This window comes from Sphingobacterium sp. R2 (genome assembly GCF_040760075.1).
GTDB lineage: Bacteria > Bacteroidota > Bacteroidia > Sphingobacteriales > Sphingobacteriaceae > Sphingobacterium.
Map to the genome: position 1 here is coordinate 702,518 of NZ_CP142884.1, position 24,050 is coordinate 726,567.

At 40.5% G+C, this 24,050-nt stretch carries 15 protein-coding genes; 4 read left to right on the plus strand and 11 right to left on the minus strand.

What is annotated here, in order from left to right; all coding sequences use genetic code 11:
- Window positions 1-53: 53 nt before the first annotated feature.
- From VXM68_RS02950 to VXM68_RS02965, 4 genes are all read right to left on the minus strand, one after another.
- Window positions 54-2,852: a glycoside hydrolase N-terminal domain-containing protein gene (locus tag VXM68_RS02950; RefSeq protein ID WP_367210418.1), complete on the minus strand. Its 2,799-nt coding sequence runs from the start codon at window positions 2,850-2,852 to the stop codon at window positions 54-56.
- Window positions 2,852-4,438, minus strand: coding sequence for a glycoside hydrolase family 28 protein (locus tag VXM68_RS02955; RefSeq protein WP_367210419.1), 1,587 nt, complete (start codon window positions 4,436-4,438; stop codon window positions 2,852-2,854). The genes VXM68_RS02950 and VXM68_RS02955 overlap by 1 nt, the downstream gene beginning before the upstream one ends.
- 1 nt (window position 4,439) lies before the next feature.
- Window positions 4,440-5,978 carry a glycoside hydrolase gene (locus VXM68_RS02960; protein WP_367210420.1) on the minus strand — a complete coding sequence of 513 codons (1,539 nt, stop codon included), beginning with the start codon at window positions 5,976-5,978 and terminating at the stop codon, window positions 4,440-4,442.
- Window positions 5,979-6,085: 107 nt separating this feature from the next.
- Entirely contained in the window at window positions 6,086-8,797 is a 2,712-nt protein-coding gene (locus VXM68_RS02965) for a hypothetical protein (RefSeq protein ID WP_367210421.1), read from the minus strand.
- Window positions 8,798-8,962: 165 nt separating this feature from the next.
- On the opposite strand from VXM68_RS02965, the gene VXM68_RS02970 reads away from it, so the two are divergent.
- Window positions 8,963-9,583 carry an exonuclease domain-containing protein gene (locus tag VXM68_RS02970; RefSeq protein WP_367210422.1) on the plus strand — a complete coding sequence of 207 codons (621 nt, stop codon included), beginning with the start codon at window positions 8,963-8,965 and terminating at the stop codon, window positions 9,581-9,583.
- A 10-nt stretch (window positions 9,584-9,593) separates the two neighbouring features.
- Window positions 9,594-11,507: a DUF294 nucleotidyltransferase-like domain-containing protein gene (locus tag VXM68_RS02975; RefSeq protein ID WP_294348177.1), complete on the plus strand. Its 1,914-nt coding sequence runs from the start codon at window positions 9,594-9,596 to the stop codon at window positions 11,505-11,507.
- A gap of 174 nt (window positions 11,508-11,681) precedes the next feature.
- On the opposite strand, the gene VXM68_RS02980 is transcribed toward VXM68_RS02975, so the two are convergent.
- From VXM68_RS02980 to VXM68_RS03010, 7 genes are all read right to left on the minus strand, one after another.
- On the minus strand, window positions 11,682-13,643 hold the full coding sequence (locus tag VXM68_RS02980) for an alpha-L-arabinofuranosidase C-terminal domain-containing protein (RefSeq protein ID WP_312330144.1): 1,962 nt from the start codon (window positions 13,641-13,643) through the stop codon (window positions 11,682-11,684).
- Window positions 13,644-13,693: 50 nt separating this feature from the next.
- Window positions 13,694-15,235 carry an alpha-L-arabinofuranosidase C-terminal domain-containing protein gene (locus VXM68_RS02985; RefSeq protein WP_294185373.1) on the minus strand — a complete coding sequence of 514 codons (1,542 nt, stop codon included), beginning with the start codon at window positions 15,233-15,235 and terminating at the stop codon, window positions 13,694-13,696.
- Window positions 15,236-15,247: 12 nt separating this feature from the next.
- The gene (locus tag VXM68_RS02990) at window positions 15,248-16,396 is read right to left on the minus strand and encodes an aldose epimerase family protein (protein WP_367210423.1); all 1,149 of its coding nucleotides are present in this window, start codon (window positions 16,394-16,396) and stop codon (window positions 15,248-15,250) included.
- A gap of 95 nt (window positions 16,397-16,491) precedes the next feature.
- Complete coding sequence (locus VXM68_RS02995) at window positions 16,492-18,192, minus strand: sodium/solute symporter (protein WP_293956994.1); 1,701 nt, start codon at window positions 18,190-18,192, stop codon at window positions 16,492-16,494.
- A gap of 72 nt (window positions 18,193-18,264) precedes the next feature.
- The gene (gene araA / locus VXM68_RS03000) at window positions 18,265-19,767 is read right to left on the minus strand and encodes an L-arabinose isomerase (RefSeq protein ID WP_293956995.1); all 1,503 of its coding nucleotides are present in this window, start codon (window positions 19,765-19,767) and stop codon (window positions 18,265-18,267) included.
- Window positions 19,768-19,808: 41 nt separating this feature from the next.
- The gene (locus tag VXM68_RS03005) at window positions 19,809-20,501 is read right to left on the minus strand and encodes an L-ribulose-5-phosphate 4-epimerase (RefSeq protein WP_293956997.1); all 693 of its coding nucleotides are present in this window, start codon (window positions 20,499-20,501) and stop codon (window positions 19,809-19,811) included.
- Window positions 20,502-20,517: 16 nt separating this feature from the next.
- The gene (locus VXM68_RS03010; RefSeq protein WP_367210424.1) at window positions 20,518-22,206 is read right to left on the minus strand and encodes a ribulokinase; all 1,689 of its coding nucleotides are present in this window, start codon (window positions 22,204-22,206) and stop codon (window positions 20,518-20,520) included.
- A gap of 330 nt (window positions 22,207-22,536) precedes the next feature.
- Between VXM68_RS03010 and VXM68_RS03015 the strand changes: the two genes are divergently transcribed.
- The gene (locus VXM68_RS03015) at window positions 22,537-23,241 is read left to right on the plus strand and encodes an NUDIX domain-containing protein (protein WP_294185369.1); all 705 of its coding nucleotides are present in this window, start codon (window positions 22,537-22,539) and stop codon (window positions 23,239-23,241) included.
- Between the two features lie 147 nt (window positions 23,242-23,388).
- The gene (locus VXM68_RS03020) at window positions 23,389-24,039 is read left to right on the plus strand and encodes a hypothetical protein (RefSeq protein WP_367210425.1); all 651 of its coding nucleotides are present in this window, start codon (window positions 23,389-23,391) and stop codon (window positions 24,037-24,039) included.
- Window positions 24,040-24,050: the final 11 nt, after the last annotated feature.

Genomic DNA, 24,050 nt, shown 5'->3' on the forward strand with positions numbered 1-24,050 from the left:
TGAGATACATATACAGCAAAAGAGTCTTCTTATCAACATCAACCTGTTCTTCATTAGTTCTTTAAAATCAATTCCCTACCAAAAGCATAAGATTTGCCTTTCTTTGTTTGAATCTTTACTTCATGGTTCTGATAACGCAAATGGAGGTCTTCTCCTGAAAGCGATTCAACGGTAACCCCTAACAACTGACTGTCTTTCCACTCCATATTGATCTGAAATGCCCCTCGCGCTTTAATTCCTTGGACTTTTCCTGTTCCGATTTCCGACGGTAATGCCGGTAATAGCTCAATTCCATCCGTGTGGCTCTGAAGCAACATCTCCACAATTCCCGATGCCCCACCGAAATTCCCATCGATTTGAAACGGTGGATGGGCATCAAATAGGTTTGGATAAGAACCACCTCCATTATCCGCCGGCCGCAATAGCATTTTTACCATGTGATAAGCATGCTGAGCGTCTTTTAATCTCGCCCAAAAATTAATTTTCCATGCTAAGCTCCAACCTGTCCCTTCATCTCCCCGTAACACCAACGAGCGCTTTGCAGCTTCAACCAGCTGTGGTGTACCCATCAGATTGATTTCATTTCCTGGGAATAAACCCCACAAATGGGATACATGTCGATGTTTATTCTGCGGATCGTCCATATCTACCAACCACTCCTGCAGTTGTCCATATTGCCCGATTTGGTTAGGTGCAATCTGATTCTGCATGTCGCTAATCGAATCCCGTAAAAGATTATCGCTATCCAGTATCTTGGAGCTTTGGTTGAAAATATCAAATAAGGAGCGAATAATCTGATGATCCATAGTAGGCCCCTTGACCAACCCTCCATTCTCGGGTGAGTTTGAAGGCGAGCTGACCAACCATCCCGTTACTTTGTCCTTGACAAGAAAATCCTTAAAAAATAAGGTAGCATCCTTAATAATTGGATAATATTCTTTTAAAAAGTGTAAATCTTGTGTGTAAAGATAATGTTCCCAAAGATGTCGCACCAACCAAGCTCCACCTGTGGGCCATATACCATGGTTGGAATTATTAATGGGAGCTGTACCCCGCCATATGTCTGTATTATGATGTAAAACCCACCCCCGAGCGGCGTAATATTCTTTGGCCGTTTCTGCACCCGCTACGTGAAGGTCTCGAATCATCTGAAATAAGGGTTGCTGCAGCTCAGAAAGACTCAATGCTTCCGTCGGCCAGTAGTTCATCTCCAGATTGATGTTGGTTGTATATTTGCTCCCCCATGATGGCTCTAAGGATGAATTCCAAATGCCCTGAAGATTCATAGGTTGGCTACCTGGTCGAGAAGCAGCAATTTGAAGATAGCGGGCGTATTGCACATAAAGCGCGAGCAGTCCAGGATCATCCAGCATTACCGCCCTTTTTAATCTTCTAGCTGTTGGAATAGTATCGAGCTGGCTACTATCGCCAAGTTCTATTGCAAAACGATAGTACAAATTCTGGTAATCTTTTTGATGAATTTGATACAATTTATCAAAGTCCGACTTCCATAAATTTTTGGATCTATCTAATGCACTAGCAGCATACTGGTCGTTCAGTTCTCGATAAGATCTAAAATTGGTTGATGCAGTTAGATAAATCTGGACCTCATCGGCCTGTTTTACAACAAGATAATTACCCTCATAAAATACCCGACCACCTTTCAATTTGAGCTTGACAAAGGCTGTCCCTCGCATCGAACCATTTTTGACCCATACTTCCATGCCGATGGATGAGTCCATCATGTGATCAAGTTTGGCACGCTGGTGTTTGGTCTTTAGAGCAAGTCTAAAACTAACTTTTTTCTTCTGATCAGCCTGCAGTCGTACACCGATAAAATTGTTAGGCTGGCTCGCAAAATAGGTTCTTGTGTATTGTACTCCCTTGAAAACATAATTAACCCGGACTTCTCCTTTATTCAAATCAAGCACGCGATTATAGCGTTCGGCCCGTTTGTGATCGAATTTTAAATTTAATGAACCAAAAGGCTGATAGGATGCCTGATAACTGCCTATTTTGGGACTGTTTGAATCTTGAATAAAGTATTTCCACGCTCCATTTAGGGAGATTAGTTTTCCGGTGGAACTTTTTAATCCTATTGACTGATTTGTATCCTTATATCCAGCTACACCTCCTTTTCCTTCTAAATTGATTACCTGAATTGCAATACTATTCCTCCCTTCTTTCAGTAGCTCTTTAGGTATTTGATACAATCTTCTGGTATCATCTCCCACCGACTGACCCACGAGCTTACCATTAATATAGGTGTAATCGTTAGTTCGGATTTTATTTAAATCCAACGACCAGAGCTCTGACAGCTGATTTTTCGAAAGGTGAAATTCATAACGAAACCAAACGGCACCATCCAAACCCTCCAGCCCCTGATTCTCCCAACCTTCATAATGCGGCACCGCTATACTTGGCCATTTACTATCATCAAAAACGAACGCAAAAGGCCCATGCTTTTGCTCGCGAATGCGTCCAATCTCTTTTAACCAAGCACTAGGATCTTCCGATTCACTTTTGAGTCCCATAAATTCTCGCATCGCCAAGGCCTCTGCTTCTTGCTGTCGCCCCCGATCAAGCAACTCCCGTATGTTTTGAAGATACTTTGATGCGCCTTTTTTATTATAATTTCGTGGCCCATCCGTCCATAATGTCTCCTCATTAAACTGCAATTCTTCCTCCTCGACTCCCCCATAAACCATGGCTCCGAGTCGACCATTGCCAATAGGTAAAGCCTCCTCCCATTGTTTGGCAGGATGATCAAACCACACACGTGTTTGTGCAAAAGCGAAGCCCAAGGGCCATATCGAAAAAAAAGACAATAAAATATACAGATACAAACGCATTATTTAGCTTCCAAAGGGTTTACATTTGACGTTAACTGACCGTTTCTATAATTACCACGGAGTATTTGTTTTACACGAGCTAGATTATTACCGTGAACATAGATAGCTTCATTCGCTGATCCGACTAAATCCAAAAAGAGTGCTGTACCTAACAATGGAAAGCAACTCTGCACATTCACTGATTTACAATCTTCAAGCTCGATAAGCGATCTTTCAGCCACCGGTGTGGTGTTTTTTATATTCAATAGATTCAGTTCTTTACCGTTGTTGACGGATAATAGCGCACCCTGTGTGATCGCGACGTTTACATTACTCAATGTCAATCCATTCACATTGAGCGCTGAAAAACCTGTGGTTCCCTGCATGTTAATATCCGAAAACACGACATTTTCAATTGGCATTTCTGCTAAGCCTCGCATATAACCAATGCGATTTGTTGTACCAGATAAATTGTTGATAAAGATGTTCCTGAATTTAGGCGTACGCTCACTAACAGGCCCCGGTTCACTTTTAGCATATTCCATATCGAGTACAATAGCCTGATCTCGAATATCACGCATGACAATATTGGAGACTTGAATATTTTCTACAATCCCACCTCTACCTCTTGCGGTTTTTAAACGTATACCACGATCTGTTCCGTCGAAAATACAATTGGAAATAACAATATTTTTCACACCACCTGACATTTCACTCCCAATAACTACCCCACCATGTCCGCGAAGCATCGTACAGTTTGTAATGGTGTAATTCTCTGCAGGGATATTGATTTTCCTTCCCGAACGATCCTTTCCAGATTTTATGGTAATGCAATCATCTCCTACACTAATGTGGCAATTGGCGATGCGAACATTGGAGCAAGATTCTGGATTGATACCATCTGTATTAGGCGAAGGAGGGTTATCTATTGTAACACCCTCTACGGTAACGTTATCACAATATTGTGGATTAATTGTCCAAAACGGCGAATTTTGAATTTTAATATCTCTGATCTGTACATTTTTACAGTTTAAGAACTGTATAAAAGGCGGGCGTAAAAATCCTCTCTCAATCCATCCTGGAAGGTCCGGAGCCAAAACATCTTTATTGAGGCGTTTAAACTCTTTTTGCCATTTGCTATCTTCTGTCTGCTTCTTAACTTCAACCTCCGAATAGCCCCACCATTTTTTACCATGTCCGTCAATGAGCCCACGTCCTTGGATACTGATATTCTCTAGATTATTACCGTAAAATAATGGCGAAAAGTTTGTAACAACAGTTCCTTCCCAACGAGATTCAACCATAGGTAAATACTCATCAAAATTATCGCTAAAATGTAACTCCGCTCCAGCATCGATATAAATCGTAATATTACTTTTAAGATGAATGGGCCCGGTAACGTATTTTCCAGCTGGAAAATAAATCGTCCCCCCGCCTCTATTGGACGCTGCTGTAATAGCTTTTTTGATAGCCAATGTATTACTTCCGGTGCTGTCCTTCCGACCACCAAAATCCATGACGTTAAGCCAAGTTTGTGCCTGCAAACCCAACATGAATAAACAGAGTAATACAGTTATTATTCCATGACGATAGCTCTTTCTGATCATATTACTTTAAGTTAATCTTACAATTTTTTAAATCCTTTTGTTGCATTGACTTTACACCGTCCACATAGATGGTCAGTCCCTTGCCTTTATGATATTTCTCGCCAGTGACATCCCAGTAAATAGCAATGTTCTTATTGTGATACGTTAACTGGGTGAGTGAAAAGTAGTCCCATTGATCTTTCGAAATCAACGGTTTTATCTCAAGAATGGGATTAGTCTGTGGTTTTATTCCAATTAGATCCTGAATAATGACATCCGCAAATGTAGAATGATTATAAAACTTACTTCTCGGATGATCTCCCTTCAACCATTCGCCAGTTTTCTCATCTTGATATTCACCGATGTAGGGTTTACCATTCATCACATGGGATTTGGCATATTTATGGATCTGCTCGTATAAATCGTTTGCATCAACTGCTTTATTCCTTTTATAATCGCTTAAATAATTAGCCATCCCCCTGATGGTCTGTGAACTTGTAAAAGGCCAAATTGCACCATCCCATTCACAGCTATGTCCAGTTCCACGGGTTCGAAATGTCGGTTCACGCCGCTCAGCCGTAGTTGTTCCCCAAGGTGCATTAAATCCTGCGGTATCAGGTAGCTGCAGCCAAGCTTTTCCATAAGCTGTTCTATCCGGAGGTAAATGGAAATACCATGGGATAAAACCAATTGCTTCCCGCGTGGGGTGTAGCCCCCCTTTTTCCATCTTTGTTTTAAAAAACTGATCTTCGTTGTCCCACAGGGAATCCAATACCAATTGGCGTAAAGTCTGTGCATAGGACTTGTATTTTCTCTCTAATTTTGGATTAGACACCAATTTGGCAATTTTCGCAATCGCTACAGCGTTTCCATACATATAGCTATTGATTGACGGACGCATATTGTGAACCTTACGTCCACCCGACACCGACTCTTCCATACCATCTTGAACGTCAAATTGCCAAAAGAGCCCATTTTTAGTCTTTCTTTCTTTTTCCCACTTTTCAAAATCCAAATCCAAATCCAATAGACGGTCTTGTAGATATTGATTATCAGGATTAACTTTACAATAAGCTAATAAGGCATCAGGTAGCCACGAGCTGAATTGATGAAATCTTGGCTTCGATTGATTCTTGTCTGCATGATAAAGCCAAAAGTCGACGTATTCTTTTAGAAATGCATTGTCACGAATCCACCTTCCTTCATACAAATGGTGTCCGAGCGCACAACTGATTGAATTGTATTTTCCAGCATGCTTTACTGGCTCAATAAATTCGGTCACCAAGGTGCCTTCCGGACTAGATTTGATATGTTTTCGGTAAGACCACCATCGAAAATAATAAGTTTGCTCGATGTCCTTATCCGGACATTCAAATAAAGGAATATTAGCCATCATCCAGTCATAGGCATCCTTATTCGAAATATTATTGATTACTGCTTCGTTATCATTTTTGTTAAACTCTTGAACATAGCTATGAACTTTATCTTCTAATTTTTGCTGTGCCTTTACATACGATAGCGCAAAGAAAAGAAGCGCAAGAATAGATTTTATAATTTTCATTCCTTATTTAATATCAAAAAAGTTGAAGTAGATGTATGGTATTCTCGTAAAATACCCACTTCGTTTAAGTTATTTATCCTGTACTATCCTGAAGGACATGGTTGTATTTACAATTTGGTTCCACGATAATAGCCAAACAAGTCGTCAAGATCATCTCCTTGATTGTCCACGTCTGCATTATATGAATTAGAGAGTTCCTCATGATCCACTATACCCAAAATAAGCACCTCTCCTTTTGGAATCTTCAGCTCATTGACCCCTGGAGGAAAGGAATAGGTATGAATATCGACCATGGGCATGTATTGTATTCGTATAGCATTACGTATTCTTGCCTCTGCTTGACCAAAATCATTTGCACTTGCATCAATTTCCAGTATAGGTTTAGGCGCAAAAACTTTGTCATTACTATTAAAATAACCAATCAATATCTTCACTGCTTTATTATTCTTAAAGCGAAGATGTGTTCCCTGAATCTTTTGCTTTTCGGTATTAATCTGTACCGCTTGCAGTCCTTCCAATTCGTTGGCCAGATGGGTAACCACTAACTCCTGATCTGCATACAATTTTGCGCCCTTTTTCAATGGAATAAGTTGCTGATCATCCAAAAACGTAATCTCTTCTGACTTTAATACCGCTTTGGCCTGTGTATAGACATCCGAAATTGTAGCTAAAGAATCTATCGCATGTTTAAAATTATTCAACTCCGCTTCAAATACAGGAAGCATCTCTTTCCAGTGAACGAACGAAGCATCAGCTCCACGCATAGGTATCTTACGTTGTTTAGTCTGCATGCTATTTGCATATAAATAGGCCTGATTTGTGATCTGCGTAAGTTTTCGATATTCCGTCACACTTTGCTCCAAATCTGGCAGCGCTTTCCGAAGCGCGCCAAGATCATGGGAATACTTGTATTGAAGTAGCTGAATAGCTGCCTTAACCTTATAGCTATAATGATTGGCCAACAATTGATGAATTCGTATATCAGTAAGCCAGCGATTAAATTCTGCAACATTTTTCATTGGTTTTCCTAACCCCTTAATCAGCGCGGCTGCACGATCTCCATGTTTCACAATTTCTTCCGACACTTGGAGAGGTGTCTCCCCAACATGGCCTTCCTTGTGGTAATCTCTCTCAACATAATCAATTATCATTTCTCCTTCCGGAGCTTCAGATTCATAAAGAAGAGTAAACAGACCATAACGATAAGGATTTATCAATTGCGTCATCAGCATTCCGAGTGAAGATGTCTGTCTATTACCATCTGTAATACCAAATCGCCTAAGTATTTTGGGCGATATCTCACCAATTTCTTCGATAGCCAATAGTAAATTCAGTGCATCCTTCTCGGGAATGCCATAATATCGGGAAAGTTCATTCGACCAATAAGATTGCTCTTGTGACAAACCTCGATTTTCATTCCAAGCATATCGTGACCATGCCTTGTACCACATCCAGTCGCGATCTACCTGAAGCAATCTATTATTTACCTTGTCTGCTGCATATGGCCAGTCCCAGTAAGATGCCTGGGGGTAAATATGAATACCGTTTGAATGATGAACTTCGTGCATGGCTTTGACCGATTTTTGGATAAAATCAGGTGAGCCATATCTAAATGGTTCCAAGTTGGCTAAAATATGAACATTCTGAATATGGACAGTACCAATGGCACTTAAAGAGCGATGTAACTCGGCCCACTTCCCTCTTGGCGTATAGGTGGTCAGCGCCTCACCATTATATTTAGCCATAGTATAGAGGTTTTTATAAATTGGTAATGCAGCTTTCATAACAGCTGGTGCATCAGTATCGTGGGCTCTTAAAATAATCGGTGGCTCATCATGAGTACTTGATGCATGTAATCCGTCCTGTACTCCCGGAATGATGGTATTGGTAAACCAGTTAATATCATCTTGACCGACTCCCTCCATTGCCTCGCCCAACGTGATTAGTAATCCGACGTTTGGATACTTAGCCACAAAAGCAGCAATACTTTTGCGGGTGTAATCAGAAATTAGCGGTGTAATAGCGCGATTGCGCTCTTGAGTTTTTAACCCATGACGATCTGCAAAAGGCTTCGGCAGGATGATGTTATAAAACATCTGTATAATCCAAATCCCCCTTTTATTAGCTTCTTTGGTCAAAAAAGTATAGATCTCTTCGTTTTTATCAAATGTTGTCTCATCTACTTCAAGCGCATAAGAATAATCTTTTAATTTCACCAATGAAGAAAAAGGGTGCCCATTCCATAAATACAAAGCATTATACCTGTTTTCAACCATCATATCCAAATACTTCAACCACAATTTTTTATCATAAAACCATGGAAAAGATTCAGGTGTATAAGGATATTCGTAAATATCATGCCCCGGCAAATACGCAGTTTTTTGAAGACCAATGCTTGTGCCACGCATAACCATTTTTGGTCCATCGGCCAAAAAGAATGGCCCAGCGTTCAGCCAATGCCTATCTGCCAGCAACGCCATACAGCCATACAAAACCCCCGATTCATCCGTACCAATCAAGGTGATCGGATCTGTTTTGCTCTTTCGAAATAGAACAAAATGTTCTTTTTCAATCAATTTACTCCTGATTGAGTCCGGTAAAGATTTTCTTTGTACTGCCGTACTTACCTCAATATCGAGATCGTCGGTCACACTTGATTTAATCAATTCTTTTTGTAACAGGTCAACTGCATATTGAAATCGTTCTTGATTTGCAATTCCTTCCAGCGTGTAACGAACGGTACTCCTTTTATTTCCAGCATAAAGTTCAGCAAGTATTGAAAAGACACAAAGAAACACGCATAATAGTCTTTTGCACATAATTGGTTATTTATAATTCACTAATAAATGTTAATTTTACATATAAAATTTCAAACATTAAAATTCGTATCTCGTTTTTTACAAAGGAGATGCTTTACAAATGCAGATTTCTCTATTATTAACTAGAATATTTTAGTATTTTAGAGCATACTCAACACAAATTCATTGAAAAAATATTTGCTATTTCTAGATACAGAAACATCCGGCCTACCGAAAAAATGGAATAAAAGGTACACAGAAAGCGATAATTGGCCACATGTACTGCAATTGGCCTGGATCATTTTTGACGAAGCCCAAAATGAGATCAAACGGAGCAACAAATATATCTACGAACCACTCATTCCAATCAGTCCGGCATCGGAGCAAATTCATGGGTTAACGCCCCCATTCTTAAGGCAATATGGTGAGAAGAAAAAAGATGTGTTGCGCAAGTTCAGTCATGACATCAAAAAATATAAACCGCAGCTTGTTGGACATTTCCTTTCCTTTGATTTACAAGTATTATCCGCAGAATTCTATCGATCGAACCTTACGCTTCCATTTGGTGAAATAGCTTATTTTTGTACACTTTTACATAGCAAAAGGTATGTTAGAAATCCAAATATGGTACATCTTCCGCTGTCGCTGTTACATGAATCCCTATTCTTGTCTCCACCAGAGCATTTACACGATGCCGAAAAGGATGCTGAGATAACAGCTAAATGTTATTTTGAAATGATTAAACGAAAGGATTTAACTCATCAAGATATCCTTAACCAACAAATAGAATTTCATAACATCTTTTAATTTTTTCCTAATGAAAAATTCCGAGGTTATCCTTTCTACACTAAAATCTACCCCTCCATTTCAGGCGCTGCCCGAATCCCTGCAGCTCAGTATTGTTAATCTATTCAATGAGTACCGCTTCTCCAAAGACACGCTTGTTTATCGCCAAAGCATTACAGACATGGATGGAGTAGACTTAATCTATGAAGGTGAATATGAAACATTTTTCTTGGACGATTTAGACAACAAAAGATTAGTAGAAATTCACCATAAGCCCTATTGTTTTGGCGGAATATCCGTCCTTTTGAATAGAACAAAAGCATTAAAATCCGTAATTGCAAAAAAAGGTACAATTATCTATCGGTTGCCTAGAAAAAACTTTATCGAGCTTTGTAACGCTAATGAAGAATTTTTTCATTTTTTCACTAATTCTTTTGGAAGAAGAATGTTGGATGAAGAATTTTCCCATTTTGTCAAATCTCCAGCTTCCTTTGAAGAAAGCTATTTTGCTGCAGATCAATTATACTCAAGAAAGATCGAACACATCACCTACAAAGATATTGTTGCTTGCTCCCCGCAAACACCCATCTATGAAGTTGCGAAGACCATGGCGAACCAAAAGGTGAGCTGCCTGTTCATAAAAGATGAAAACAGCATTATTGGTTATGTAACCGATATGACCTTGCGTGATAATGTAGTTGCTCAACAGGTGCCGGTCGACCACGAAATTATGGAAGTCATGGACAACCCTATTGTTAGCATTTCAGATCAATCTTATCTTTATGAAGCCGTATTAAAAATGTTCCGGACAAAATCAAGATACTTGCTCGTAGAAAAAGACGGGAACTATGTTGGCTTCCTAAGTCGTAATCGTTTGTTGAGCGAACAAGGCCAATCTCCACTTGTATTTATACAATCGGTAAAATTAGCAGAGACTTTGGATGAATTGCGTGAGAAATGGAACAACGTTCCGGAGATTATCCATCAGTTGCTTGGCAGAGGCGTAAATGCTGAAATTGCCAATCAGGTAATCACAACGGTAGCAGACAGTATTGCACTCAAAGTAATCGAAAAAGTCATTGGAGAAATGGGCGAACCACCTGCTAAATTTGTCTTTATGGTGACTGGCAGTGAAGGGAGAAAAGAGCAAACATTAATGACGGATCAGGATAATGCCATTATCTATGAAGATAAGGCAAACGAACAACGTGAACTCGTCCGGGAATATTTTTTAAATTTTGCTACCAAAGTGTCAGATCATCTAAATACAATAGGTTTTAGCTACTGTACGGGCGGATATATGGCCAGCAATCCCGAATGGACACACTCCTTATCCCATTGGAAAAACAACTACAAAAAATGGATTGAAGAAAGTATCCCTGAGAACGCGATTAAGTTTTCAACTTTTTTCGACTGCAGACGCTTGTATGGCGATCAGGATATTATCAATCAGCTTAAAGATTTTCTTAATGTTGAATTACAGCGGCCAAATGATCGCTTTTTTACCTTTATAGCAAAAAATGCTCTTCAATATGAGCCACCGCTAACGTTTTTTAAAGCGATAAAAACCCAAACTATAGGATCATCCGAAGTATTTAATATAAAGAAAGCGATGACGCCTATTGTTGACTTGGTCCGCGTATACGCTCTTAAAAACCGAATTTATGAAGAAAACACTGGTGGAAGGCTCAAACAACTATTAGAATTAGGAATATTCACGCAAGAACAATATGAAGAATTGCATCAATCCTATTATTATCTGATGTCGATTCGACTGAAAAATCAAGCAAATCAGATTAGAATAGCCAAACTAAGTCCAAACAATTATGTACCGATGGACAGCCTGACAAATATCGAAAAAGCAACCATCAAAGAGATATTTAAAACGATCACCAACTTTCAGTTGGGAATCAAAGTTAAATTCACCAGCAACCTCTTCGGTTAACAGGACGAATTAACAGCAAACTGCTAAATAATCTCTTTCGGAAGGTTCAATTTTATATCCCTATACCCCTAAGGAAAACAAGAAAGCCATCAGTTTACTGATGGCTTTCTTATTGCATCTATCGACAGATTCGGTAGCTTTACTTATCAACGATTGATTAGAGGGTTTTGCTGCCTATTTCGTAGACAGTCTAATCAGCGTAAAGGAATATGGTGCCAAAGTGTTAACAAGTTTTTTCCCATTATAAACAACAGTACTTTCCTTTGGACGGATATTTAATGGTTCTTCCAAGCTATTACTGACATTTAGGTCGGCATTGGCCAGCGTGACAAGATGTGCCGTAGCCGTTAGTTTCTTCTTTGAAACTACATCAAGATTAACTTTTTTTGGCTGACTATTATAATTGACAACTTTCACAATTAATTCCTTTGAAGCCTCGTCATAAACTGCAGATGCATACAAACTATCTTTGCCCGCAACGGATTCACCATCACGCATAATCGGAATAATAGCTGTACCCCTGTTGGTTGCATACAATTTTTGAACCTGGTAGCTAGGTGTACCATACACCTGCAGATTATCCACCCAAATTAGATCCGGCGACCATTGCCACCCATCTACATGACCAAACAATGGCGCATAAGATGCCATTTCAACCACATCACCATTTCGTTCAAGACCAGTCATGAATGCAGCTTCAGAAAGTGCTGCCTCCCACGTACTTTTTCCAGGACCATTTGGTCTTGTCGTATGTGAAGCGTATTCGCCCGCAAAAATCTTTGCGCCGTTCCGGTTGTAATTATCATAACGGCTCGCACTTGAAAGAAACCAGGATGGTGGGCGATAATAATGTTCATCTATGATATCGATATTCATGGCACGCAACTTATCATCTAAGAAATCAAAGCGGTCCCCCTCTGGATCAGTACCTGAACTCGCTATAATTTTGATCTCTGGATGCTTTTCGTTCAATGCCTTCTTAAAAATGGCCAGACGTTCAATATATTGAGGTCCCCAATTTTCATTTCCAACGCCTAACATTTTGAGATGAAAGGGTTCGGGATGCCCCATTTCTGCACGCAATTTACCCCATTTTGTAGCAGTGGAGCCGTTGGCAAATTCAATCAGATCCAAGGCATCCTGAACATACTCATCTAACTCATCTAATGGTACAACTTCGCCTGTATTATACTGACAAGCCATCCCACAATTAAGAATAGGCACCGCAGTGGCGCCGATATCTTCTGCCAATAAAAAATATTCGAAGAAACCTAAGCCAAAAGTTTGGAAATAATCTGGCGTTAAACGATGTTTAAATTCGGTATTCCAACGGTTAATAATCAGTTCTCGTTCACTAATTGGACCAACCGTTTTTTTCCATTGAAATCGATTGGCCAAATCTCTACCTTCCACAATACAACCTCCCGGAAACCGGATAAAACCAGGCTTCATATCTGCAAGCATTTGAACCATGTCTTTACGCAAGCCCTTTCGTCTCCCTTTCCAAGTGTCGACGGGAAATAAAGACAACATATCGACATCTAAAGTGCCCTCACCTGTAAACCAAACATTTAATTTAGCCTTGTCTGTAGTTTGGTTAACAGGAAATTTGACCGCAGCTTCCGACCACGATCCGACGGGATCAAGAGGAAGTTCAGCGGCCCCAATTATCTTATTTTGAGGATCAAGCAACTCAACGTGGATCGTCATTCCTTTCGCAGTACTTTGGTATTGTAAAGAAAACTCATATGCTTCTCCCGCTTTCACCCCCATTCCCCTAAAGCCTTCATTTTGCAATCCTAATTTTAGATTGCTTGTATTATTTAATCTTAAATACCGTTTATTTCCCTTACGCTTACTGTCATTCACCAGCAAATAAGTACCCTCAACACCGTTTTCGAGCTTCTTCCAACCCATCCAAGGTTCATCAAATTCAAAGGATCTATTCTTCACCAATTCAGCATAGATCCCCCCATCAGCGCCCAAGTTAATATCCTCAAAAAATACCCCCCACATATGTGGCGATATTTTCCCCGAGGGCTTATCTAACTGAATATTTAATGCTATTGGTGACTGCGCCGCAGCAGAAAAGCCTAAACCCGCTAGCGCTAACATCAACGATACAACTTTCTTCATCTATATAATTATTTGATCATTAATCTTTAATTAATGAGTTTAAAACTATCTTAGGTTAATTCCAATACGATTACTGAAAAAGCAGGAATATCTACTTCAACAATACCATTAGCAACCTTCGCCTTGTTGTATACGGCAGGTGTAATGGTTGTCGGTTTGTCGAACGAATTATAATCGCGCAGATGCTCAGCAGTAAGTATTCTACCTGTCACTTTTCCAGCTTTCAATGAGCCCAAATCTACCTGAACTTTATTTTTCTTTTTTGGGTCAATATTTACAAGGGAAATATGTGTTCGGCCTTGCTTGTCCTGTGAAGCTGAAACCGAAACTGCAGGGATTTTCTCTTGATTAAATTCAAAATCCGTCGATTGCAGCGCTATAGGAATTAACTTCGCGTCCTGATGTACTTTATACATTTCCATGACATGGTACGTGGGCGTCAAAATCATATTCTTCCCTTCCGTAAGAATAACTGCTTGTAATACATTCACTGCCTGCGCTAAATTGGCCATCTTAACCCGACGAGCATGATTATTAAAGATATTCAATGTCATACCAGCAATCATAGCATCACGCATGGTATTCTGTTGATAGAGAAAGCCGGGATTTGTACCCGGTTCGACCTCATACCATCCCCCCCATTCGTCTACGATTAGATCTATAAGTCCTTTTGGATCGTATTTGTCCATGATGGCAATATTCTTCTCTACTAGTTCATTCATAAACCAAGCAGATTTCATGGTTTTGAAATACTCTTCTTCCGAATATTTCGTTGCAGAGCCTTTCTTATCCCAGTTGATGACCGCATAGTGATGTAACCCCATACCTTTCATCAGACCACTTGGAATTTTCTTCATGAGTGTTTCGGTCCAATTGTAATCTGCACTATTGGCACCAGAAGCAATTCGATATAGACCACTCCCATTCGTCCAATCCGACATGAAAGTAGCGTATTTGCGGTAGATATCAGTATAATAATCGGCAGTCATATTTCCACCACAGCCCCAAGCTTCATTTCCCACACCCCAGAATTTAACCTTCCAAGGTTCCTGCCGTCCATTTTTACGCCTCCAGTCTGACATGGGGCTTTCTCCTTTAAAGTTTACATATTGGACCCAATCAGCAAGCTCCTGCACCTCACCACTACCAACATTACCAGCTAAATAAGGTTCTGCTCCAAGCAATTCACACATATTTAGAAAATCATGTGTTCCGAATGAATTATCTTCTGTCACGCCACCCCACCAGTTATTAACCATAGCAGGACGTTGGGCTTTGGGGCCAACTCCATCTTTCCAATGATACGTATCGGCAAAACAGCCCCCGGGCCAACGTAGATTGGGGATGTTCAAATTTTTGAGGGCTTCGATGACATCTTTCCGAACGCCATCAGCGTGGGGAATCGAGTCATTTTTTTCACCAACATAAAATCCATCATAAATGCAGCGGCCCAAATGTTCAGCAAAATGACCATATATATGTCGACTTATAATCTGCTCTTGCTGCGGAGTTTGCAATTTAACACTACTCTGTCCATGGAGTAACCCATTGACCAGCGCGAATACAACGCCTAATGTAAATCTTAGCTTCATCCTATATTGACTTTACTTTTTCACGATAAATTTATAAGTCGTTTTGGAGCTATATTGCTCGCCCGGCTTTAATACTGTTGATGCAAAATTGGGATGGTTCGGTGCATCTGGAAAATGTTGCGTTTCCAAACAGAATGCCGAACGGAATGGATAGACTTTTCCTGCTTTACCTTTAGGGTCTGTATCCTTCATAAAATTGCCACTGTAAAACTGCAAACCAGGTTCGGTCGTATAAACTTCCATTGCAATACCAGTCTTGCTTGTATACACCTGAGCAACTTTTTGGAAACCATCTTTCTTATCAAGTTCAAAATTATGATCATAGCCCTTTCCGATCTTCAGCTGCGCATTTTCATCCTCAATCCGAGCACCAATACGTGTCGGCATCTTAAAATCAAATGCTGTACCCGCTACCGGCAAACTCTTTCCTGTTGGAATCAAGCTGTCGTCAACTTCTGTAATCGCCTTTGCATCAATTTGAAGTTCGTGATCCAATATTGAAGAATCACCGGCCCCGTTAAGATTAAAGTAAGCGTGGTTGGTAAGGTTCAATACGGTCTCCTTATCCGTTGTTGCTTGATAGTCTATCGCCAACCCATTGTCGTCCAAAGTGTAAGTTACCTCCATCTTGACTGTCCCCGGATAACCAGCTTCTTTATCGGGTGAAGTATAAGCCAATGTAATGGATGTTGCCGTGCTACTAACGACATCCCACACTTTATTATACACACCATTTGTACCACCATGAAGGGAATTTTCTCCATCATTCTTTTCCAAAGAATACACCTCGCCATTCAGCTTAAACGAAGCTTTACCAATCCGATTACCATACCGTCCTACGATAGCCCCATAAAAATTATTATAGTTTTCCTTGTATTCATTAGCTGAATCATAACCCAAAATCACATCTGTCAATTGACCATCCTTATTCGGAACATTTAAACTCACCAAGCGTGCGCCATAATTTGTCAATGTAATGGCAAGTTTGTCATTCTTAAGCTGGAATAGTTTCACCTCTTTACCATCAATCTGGCTGTCAAAAGCCTGGTTGGAAGAAGAATCAGCCAATGTCGATGCTGACTTATTTTGAGTTGACGGAGATTGGCAGCCATAAGCTAATGAAGCACAGGTCAACAAACCAATAATAATTTTCTTATTCATCTGCAATTAAGTTTTGTTCCATCGTTTTGATGGAGGCTTCCTAATTTCAATTAGGAATGGTTCATAATCATTTATTTAATCAAATAGCATTAATGCTACCAAAAACGCACATAAATAGCAGTGACCAACAATAAAGTCACGACAATTAATGCTAATACGGATGGTTCTACTTTAAACATCGATCGATCCAAGACGAAAGCTTTTGGATTAACCTTTGGTCCAAATAAGCTAACAGCAATCATAGCGATCATAGTAAATACAAAAGCTAATCCCATACAGATCTGGAACGGAATTTCATATACACCAGCTTTATTCAGATACGCGGTATAGATCCATGTCTCTGGTCCAAAAACTTTCGTTGCAAACTCGTTGAAGAATATAGACAACGCAAATCCAGTGATCAGTCCAGTGATAGCCGCCGCCCCTGTGGTTCTTTTCCAAAACATACCCAACAAAAACATCGCAAAAACCCCAGGACTAATAAAACCGGTATATTTTTGAATGAATGTAAATCCTCCGGCCCCGCCGATGCCCAGCGCATCGTTCCATGTAAACAGCACAGAAAGTAGAATAGAGATCACAATCGTTATCTTTCCTACCCAGACCATTTTAGCTTCGCTCGCGTCTTTATTGATATATTTTTTAAAGATATCCAATGTGAAGATTGTTGCGATACTATTTGCTTTTCCTGCTAATCCAGCAACAATAGCAGCTGTTAAGGCAGCTAATGCAAGTCCTTTCATACCATTTGGCAAATAGCCCAAAATTGCTGAATATGCATTATCGGCATGAAACACTCCTCCAGGAGCCATTTCGTGTTGTAACGCCCCATTTTTGTATAGCACATAAGCGGCTATCCCCGGAAGCATAACGATAATCGGCATAAACAATTTTAGAAATCCGGCAAAAAGAATTCCTGTTCGCGCAGTCTTCAAATCTGCTCCCAAAGCGCGTTGTGTAATATATTGATTGCAGCCCCAGTAATTTAGGTTGACAATCCAGATCCCGGCAAGGTACATCCCTATTCCAGGTAACATCAGATATTTATTAATATCTTCCTGACTAGCGCCAGGCCCGGGTTTATCAACAAAAAGGTTAAAATGCTCTGGAGAGTCTTCCATCAGCTTATTAAATCCAGCTAAGGCATCTTTTCCTAAACCAAAATGTTCGCTGACTAACGTCAGTGCTACATAGGTCGTCGCTATACCACCAATAATCAATACAACAACCTGAATCACATCCGTAAAACCAATAACACGCATTCCTCCTAGGGTAATAATCACCGCAAATACAGCTAAGGCGACTGTTATCGTATGAAAGCTATCTCCGCCGCCGGCCATACTTGAAATAGCGATTGCCCCTAAATACAAAATCGATGTCAGGTTGACAAAAACATATAAAAACAACCAGAAAATTGCCATGATAAGACTTGTCGTTTCATTGTATCGATTATTTAAAAACTGGGGCATGGTGAAAATCTTATTTTTCAAATAGACCGGTATAAACCAAACCGCCACAATAATTAGCGCTACCGCCGCAATAAGCTCATATGCCGCCACAGCAATACCGACCTCAAAGCCGTTACCGCTCATCCCTATAAACTGTTCAGCCGAGATGTTTGACGCAATCAATGACGAACCTATGGCCCACCAAGTAAGTGACCCTTCCGCCAAAAAGTAGTCCTTGCTACTGCTCAAACTATTGGTCTTTTTACGATAAATCCAATAGCCGTAGCCAGCTACGATAAAGAAGTAAATTACAAAGATGATGTAATCTACCGTTGCAAATTTTTCCATATTTCCCAAATTGGTTATTATAAATAAGCCACTTATGCCTTCACGAGAGAAGGACATAAATGGCTCAAGTTATTATTTACTGAGTAAATAATAAAGTTCATTCCATTTTAATTGATCTTCGAGTTTCGCTAGCGTGGTGTCCTCATCGATCAAAACATACTCCAGTCCGGCAATACGCGCAAAATCTTCGAGATATTCAGGCGTCAAACTCAAACTATAAGCGGTATGGTGAGCACCTCCAGCTAAAATCCAGGCGCTGCAACCTGTTTTCATATCAGGAAGCGGTTTCCATAATACGCGTGCGACAGGAAGCTTTGGTAAATCCTCTTCCACGGAAACACCTTGTACCTTATTAACGATCAAACGAAAGCGCGTTCCCATATCGACCAACGAAGCATTCAGTGCATCCCCGCTCTGACCGTTGAACACCAAACGGGCAGGATCCGCCTTGCCACCAATTCCTAGCGGATGCACTTCGATACGCGGTTTTCCGGTTGCTAACGCCGGGTCTACTTCTAACATATGTGAACCAAGTACCATTGGATTCTGTGGATCAAAATGGTAAGTATAGTCTTCCATAAATGCAGTGGTCCCCGATAATCCTGCCCCCATCACTTTACATGCACGCACCAAAGCTGGAGTCTTCCAATCTCCTTCACCTGCAAAACCATAACCCTCAGCCATTAATCGCTGTACTGCCAAGCCCGGAAGTTGCACCATACCATGCAAATCCTCAAAAGTATCCGTGAAACCTTTAAAGTTTCCTTTTTCCAAAAACTTCCTTAAACCAATTTCAATTTTAGCAGCCTCGATTAAGTTCGTACGAAACTCTCCGCCAGCTTTTACATTTTCGGCCAACTCATAAGAAGATTCGTACTCTGCTAGCAGTGCTTCAATTTCTGCTTCTGTACTTGAGTTGATAACCTCTACTAAATCACCGATTGCGTAAGTATTTACCGAAAAGCCAAATCTCGACTCCGCTTCCACTTTATCGCCGTCTGTAACCGCCACATAACGCATATTGTCACCAAATCGTGCAAATTTTGCGCCCTGCCAGTCATGCCACCCAGCTGCCGCGCGAGCCCAAACATTGATCCGCTCAAGCACCTCCGCATCTTGCCAATGGCCAGTCACGACTTTACGCGCTATCTTTAGCCGGCTGACGATATGTCCAAACTCGCGATCTCCATGTGCGCTCTGATTGAGATTCATAAAATCCATATCGATACTACTCCATGGAATGTCCTGGTTGTACTGCGTATGCAGATGTAGCAATGGTTTTTGTAACGCCTTTAAACCTCTAATCCACATTTTTGCTGGGGAAAATGTATGCATCCATGTGATGACACCTATACAATTTTCCGCACTATTGGCGGCAGCCAATGTCGCATATATCTCATCGGTATTTTTTACGATCGGTTTATATTTTACTCCTACCGGAATTGCTTTTTGCGTATGAAGGTAATTGGCTATCTCTTCTGCATGTAGAGCAACTTGTCTTAAAGTCTCCTCTCCATACAGGTCTTGGCTACCCACGACAAACCAGACCTCAAGTTCTTTTAAATTGATATTCATGTTAAATTGTAGTTTTTCTATAGATTTTTTATTACTGAAAATTATTGACCATAATAGGAATTAGCACCATGCTTCCGTTCATAATGCTTTTTGATCAGTGCAGGCTTTAATCGAGGCGCATTAGGATTGATCTGTTCTGTCAACCAGGCCATTTTAGCAACCTGTTCGAGCACCGCGCTGTTATACACTGATTTTGCTCCAGTTTTACCCCAGGCAAATGGAGCATGGTTGCCAACAAGAATCATTTCCACTTCTTTATAGTCCAGCTCATGCTCAGTAAAGTGATTGATAATCTGAAAGCCTGTTTCATGCTCATAGTTCCCTGCAATCATTTCATCGCTCATTGGTGGGGCACATGGAATATCTTTTGTCAGGTGATCGGCGTGTGTGGTACCAAAAATAGGGATATCCCGCTGCGCTTGTGCCCATGCTGTGGCGTAAGTTGAGTGTGTATGGGTAATACCTCCGATCTCTTCCCAGTGTTTGTAGAGCAGCGCATGCGTCTTGGTATCGGACGACGGGCGGAGATCACCTTCAACGATTCGGCCGTCAAAATCCACAATTACCATATGCTCCGGCGAAAGTTCTTCATACGGAACACCACTAGGTTTAATAGCAAATACACCATGCTGACGATCCACCACACTCACATTTCCAAATGTAAAAAGCACTAAGCCCAATTGGGGCAATTGCATATTGCAATGATATGCTTCCTCTTTAATTGAATTATACATGATTAAATTTGAATGGTTAAACAGTAAGGGCACGCAATTCTTTTCCTTCTACGAAAGCACCCAAAGCGCGGTAACGTTCGTAGCGTTGAGCATACATGGGCACCCATTTCTCCTCGGGTATATAAGTTTGTTCAAAGCCTTGTCCCATCGCTGCCATTGCATCTTCGACGCGGTCATATAAACCCGCTGCCGTGGCGGCAAACATCGCTGCGCCGATAGCGCAGGTCTGCTCACTTTTGTGGATACGAATCGGCATATTCATTACATTGGCCATCATTTGCATAATAAAAGGTGATTTTTTTGCGACACCACCCAAACCAATCAAACCTTTTACAGGAATACCCTGGGCGACAAAGCGGTCCACAATCGCCTTTGCTCCAAAACATGTCGCTTCGACAATGGCTCTGAAAATACGTGGAGCATCAGTTCCGAGGTGCAAACCCGTAATCGCACCTTTCAAGGATTGATCTGCATCGGGTGTACGGCGACCATTGAACCAGTCAATTGCTAATTCGGACGCTTCTGTTACGGGAAGCAACGCAGCCTGCTCACTTAAACGAAACAATAGCTTATCCTCCAATGTGGCGATCAACTGTTCACGGTTTTCTTCAGACATACCTTCAACCTCTTGTATTAAATTCTTCGTTGGCCACAATAAAACCTGCTTCAGCCATGCGTAAGCATCACCAAATGCAGATTGTCCGGCCTCCATGCCAATCATTCCCGGAATAATCGAACCATCTACCTGCCCACAGATCCCCTTCACCAAAGTATGCTGTACTTCCTCCTTTGGAGCAACTAGCATGTCGCAAGTAGATGTTCCCATCACCTTACTTAAATAATACGGTTCAATTTGCCCCCCGACCGCACCCATATGACAGTCAAAAGCACCTACACCGACAACGACCGACGTCGTAAGACCTAATCGTTGTGCCCATTCTTCCGAAAGTTGACCAGCAGCTTTATCGGCCGTATAGGTTTCGGAAAACAGTCGGTCTACGATACCATCCAATAAGGGGTCTAGCGACGAAAAGAAAGAGTTAGGAGGCAATCCTCCAAATTCTTCAGCCCATAGCGATTTATGACCAGCCGAACAGACACCACGTTTCATAGAAGTTACATCTGTCCCTCCAGTCAATAGAAAAGGAATGTAATCGCAATGCTCGACCCAGCTATATGTGGCGGCACGCACCTTTTCATCAACCCTAAAAACATGAAGCAATTTGGCCCAGAACCACTCCGAAGAATAGACGCCACCCACATACTTCAGATAATCGACTGAACTATTTTGATTATGAAGGTTAATCTCCTTGGCTTCCTGAACGGCAGTATGATCTTTCCATAAGACGAACATGGCATTGGGGTTGTGCTCAAATTCTGCCATTAAAGCTAGCGGAATACCCTTTTCATTTACGGCAACTGGAGTAGACCCCGTTGTGTCAACGGAAATCGCTCTTACGGTTTCACCGATATTGCTTAATCCCGATTTGCTTAAGCAATCTTTTATGGTCGCTTCCAATCCTTCGATGTAATCCAAAGGGTGTTGCCTGAACTGACTTAAAGCAGCATCACAATACTCACCTCTTTTCCAACGCGGGTAGTAAAATACCGAAGACGCGATTTCCTCGCCATTGTTAGCATCGACCAATACCGAACGGACCGAATCACTTCCATAGTCCACCCCAATGACATGCGATTTATTCATTTTTGCTGAATTTGGTTTATAACTTATAATTGTTCTTAACGTCTTACTTTTCAATTTTCCATCTGTAAAGTTAGCATTGAAAAAAATAATTAGTGTCAAATAAACATTTAATTTTTTAAATATGAAAGAAAATTTTCATATTTAAAAAATTAATCTAACTTCATAGCAGCAAATTATGATTGACCCTAAATCCTGATATAGGCATAAACGACTGTTTAAAGGAGTATATCAGACAATTATTATACTTATTTTTAGCTATTTACTTTTTTACATAGTTTTGCCCATGGAATTGGTGGGGTGAAGTCAGATAAAACGATAAAACGATAGAAAATGGAATATTATAAAAAAGATTCAGGGATCCTTTTGGCTGTAGACTGTATCATATTTGGATTTAACGGCGAATCCCTAGAAGTACTTTTAATTAAACGCGATTTCGAACCAGAAAGAAATAAATGGAGCCTAATGGGAGGTTTCGTTCAATCCAATGAAAGTCCTGAAGAAGCTGCAAGCAGAGTACTGAGACAGCTAACAGGCCTTGAAAATGTATACATGGAGCAATGTAGCGTATTTGGGGAGCCTACCCGAGAACCTAACGATCGCGTTGTCAGCATCTGTTACTTTGCCCTGATTGATACGCAACAGTATAAACATATCATCAGTGATGATTACGAAGCAAAATGGTTTCCTTTGCAAGAGCGCCCAACACTTATCTTCGACCACGATCAGATGATTACGTCAGCGCAGCACCGCCTACGCATGAAAGCAGCGTTGTATCCCATATTATTTGAATTGCTACCTGAGAAATTTACCATTCCGCAAATTGCTGCGCTCTATGAAGGCGTGTATAATATCGAGCTGGATAAGCGCAATTTCAGCCGAAAACTGCTATCTTCAGATCTTATCATCAAACTTCAAGAAAAGGATAAAGAAAACTCGAAGAAAGGAGCCTATTTCTTTAAATTGAATACGGCTATTTATAAGGAAAAGATCATGTCCTTTCTTCGTTATTTACCGAGCTGGTCTATTGAACCTTAAAAATGAAGCAGGAAAATCTGACCTAACAATAGGAATATATTCACTTTCAATTTTCGTTTTTTCAATTATTCCTTATATTTATCACAGGTATATCCTAGCTTTACATCTAGGAAAAGCTAAATGATGCATTTTATAACTATAAACAACATGAGCAAATTGAGATTAGCATTTATATTCTTTACAATTTTATTTATTTCATCATATACTACACTACAGGCACAAAATCCTGCCACGGCTCCCCCGGCTAAAGCAGTACAACAGGATAATGCCTTCAAGTATAGTCCCGATGGATTAAAAAAAGGAAGTTTGTCCAATCAATTTGACCACCTTAACTATATTTCGAAAAACAACTATGATTTCAAGATGGTGCGTAAATCCAATCTTGAAATTGTCAAAAGAAATGTGATTGATACTGTAGCAAAACTTCACAAAGAAATCAGCTCCTTGAAATCATCTTCAAGCAATTATTCTTCGAACACAAAAAATTTGCAAGATTCTATCCAGGTCTTAAACGATCAGCTGGCGCAAGAGAAGGAAAAGACAGAAAGTTTATCTTTCTTGGGAATCAATACATCGAAAGCTTTTTACAATACAGTTGTTTGGACGATCATTGGGATATTGGCAGTAGCGACATTTATCTTTCTATTTTCCTACCGAAAGGCGAAAGTGGATACAGTCGAATTCCAAAAGACAGCAGAGCAATCCCAGGAAGAATTTGCAACTTTTCGCAAAAAGGCTATGGAAAAAGAACAACTGCTTAAGCGCCAGCTACAAGACGAGTTAAACAAAAAAATCTAGCACTCTTTTTT

Bases quoted from the DNA above. Each gene is read 5' to 3' on its own strand.
- VXM68_RS02950 (WP_367210418.1), bottom strand. From the start codon at position 2,852: ATGCGTTTGTATCTGTATATTTTATTGTCTTTTTTTTCGATATGGCCC.
- VXM68_RS02955 (WP_367210419.1), bottom strand. From the start codon at position 4,438: ATGATCAGAAAGAGCTATCGTCATGGAATAATAACTGTATTACTCTGT.
- VXM68_RS02960 (WP_367210420.1), bottom strand. From the start codon at position 5,978: ATGAAAATTATAAAATCTATTCTTGCGCTTCTTTTCTTTGCGCTATCG.
- VXM68_RS02965 (WP_367210421.1), bottom strand. From the start codon at position 8,797: ATGTGCAAAAGACTATTATGCGTGTTTCTTTGTGTCTTTTCAATACTT.
- VXM68_RS02975 (WP_294348177.1), top strand. From the start codon at position 9,594: ATGAAAAATTCCGAGGTTATCCTTTCTACACTAAAATCTACCCCTCCA.
- VXM68_RS02980 (WP_312330144.1), bottom strand. From the start codon at position 13,643: ATGAAGAAAGTTGTATCGTTGATGTTAGCGCTAGCGGGTTTAGGCTTT.
- VXM68_RS02985 (WP_294185373.1), bottom strand. From the start codon at position 15,235: ATGAAGCTAAGATTTACATTAGGCGTTGTATTCGCGCTGGTCAATGGG.
- VXM68_RS02990 (WP_367210423.1), bottom strand. From the start codon at position 16,396: ATGAATAAGAAAATTATTATTGGTTTGTTGACCTGTGCTTCATTAGCT.
- VXM68_RS02995 (WP_293956994.1), bottom strand. From the start codon at position 18,192: ATGGAAAAATTTGCAACGGTAGATTACATCATCTTTGTAATTTACTTC.
- araA (WP_293956995.1), bottom strand. From the start codon at position 19,767: ATGAATATCAATTTAAAAGAACTTGAGGTCTGGTTTGTCGTGGGTAGC.
- VXM68_RS03005 (WP_293956997.1), bottom strand. From the start codon at position 20,501: ATGTATAATTCAATTAAAGAGGAAGCATATCATTGCAATATGCAATTG.
- VXM68_RS03010 (WP_367210424.1), bottom strand. From the start codon at position 22,206: ATGAATAAATCGCATGTCATTGGGGTGGACTATGGAAGTGATTCGGTC.
- VXM68_RS03015 (WP_294185369.1), top strand. From the start codon at position 22,537: ATGGAATATTATAAAAAAGATTCAGGGATCCTTTTGGCTGTAGACTGT.
- VXM68_RS03020 (WP_367210425.1), top strand. From the start codon at position 23,389: ATGAGCAAATTGAGATTAGCATTTATATTCTTTACAATTTTATTTATT.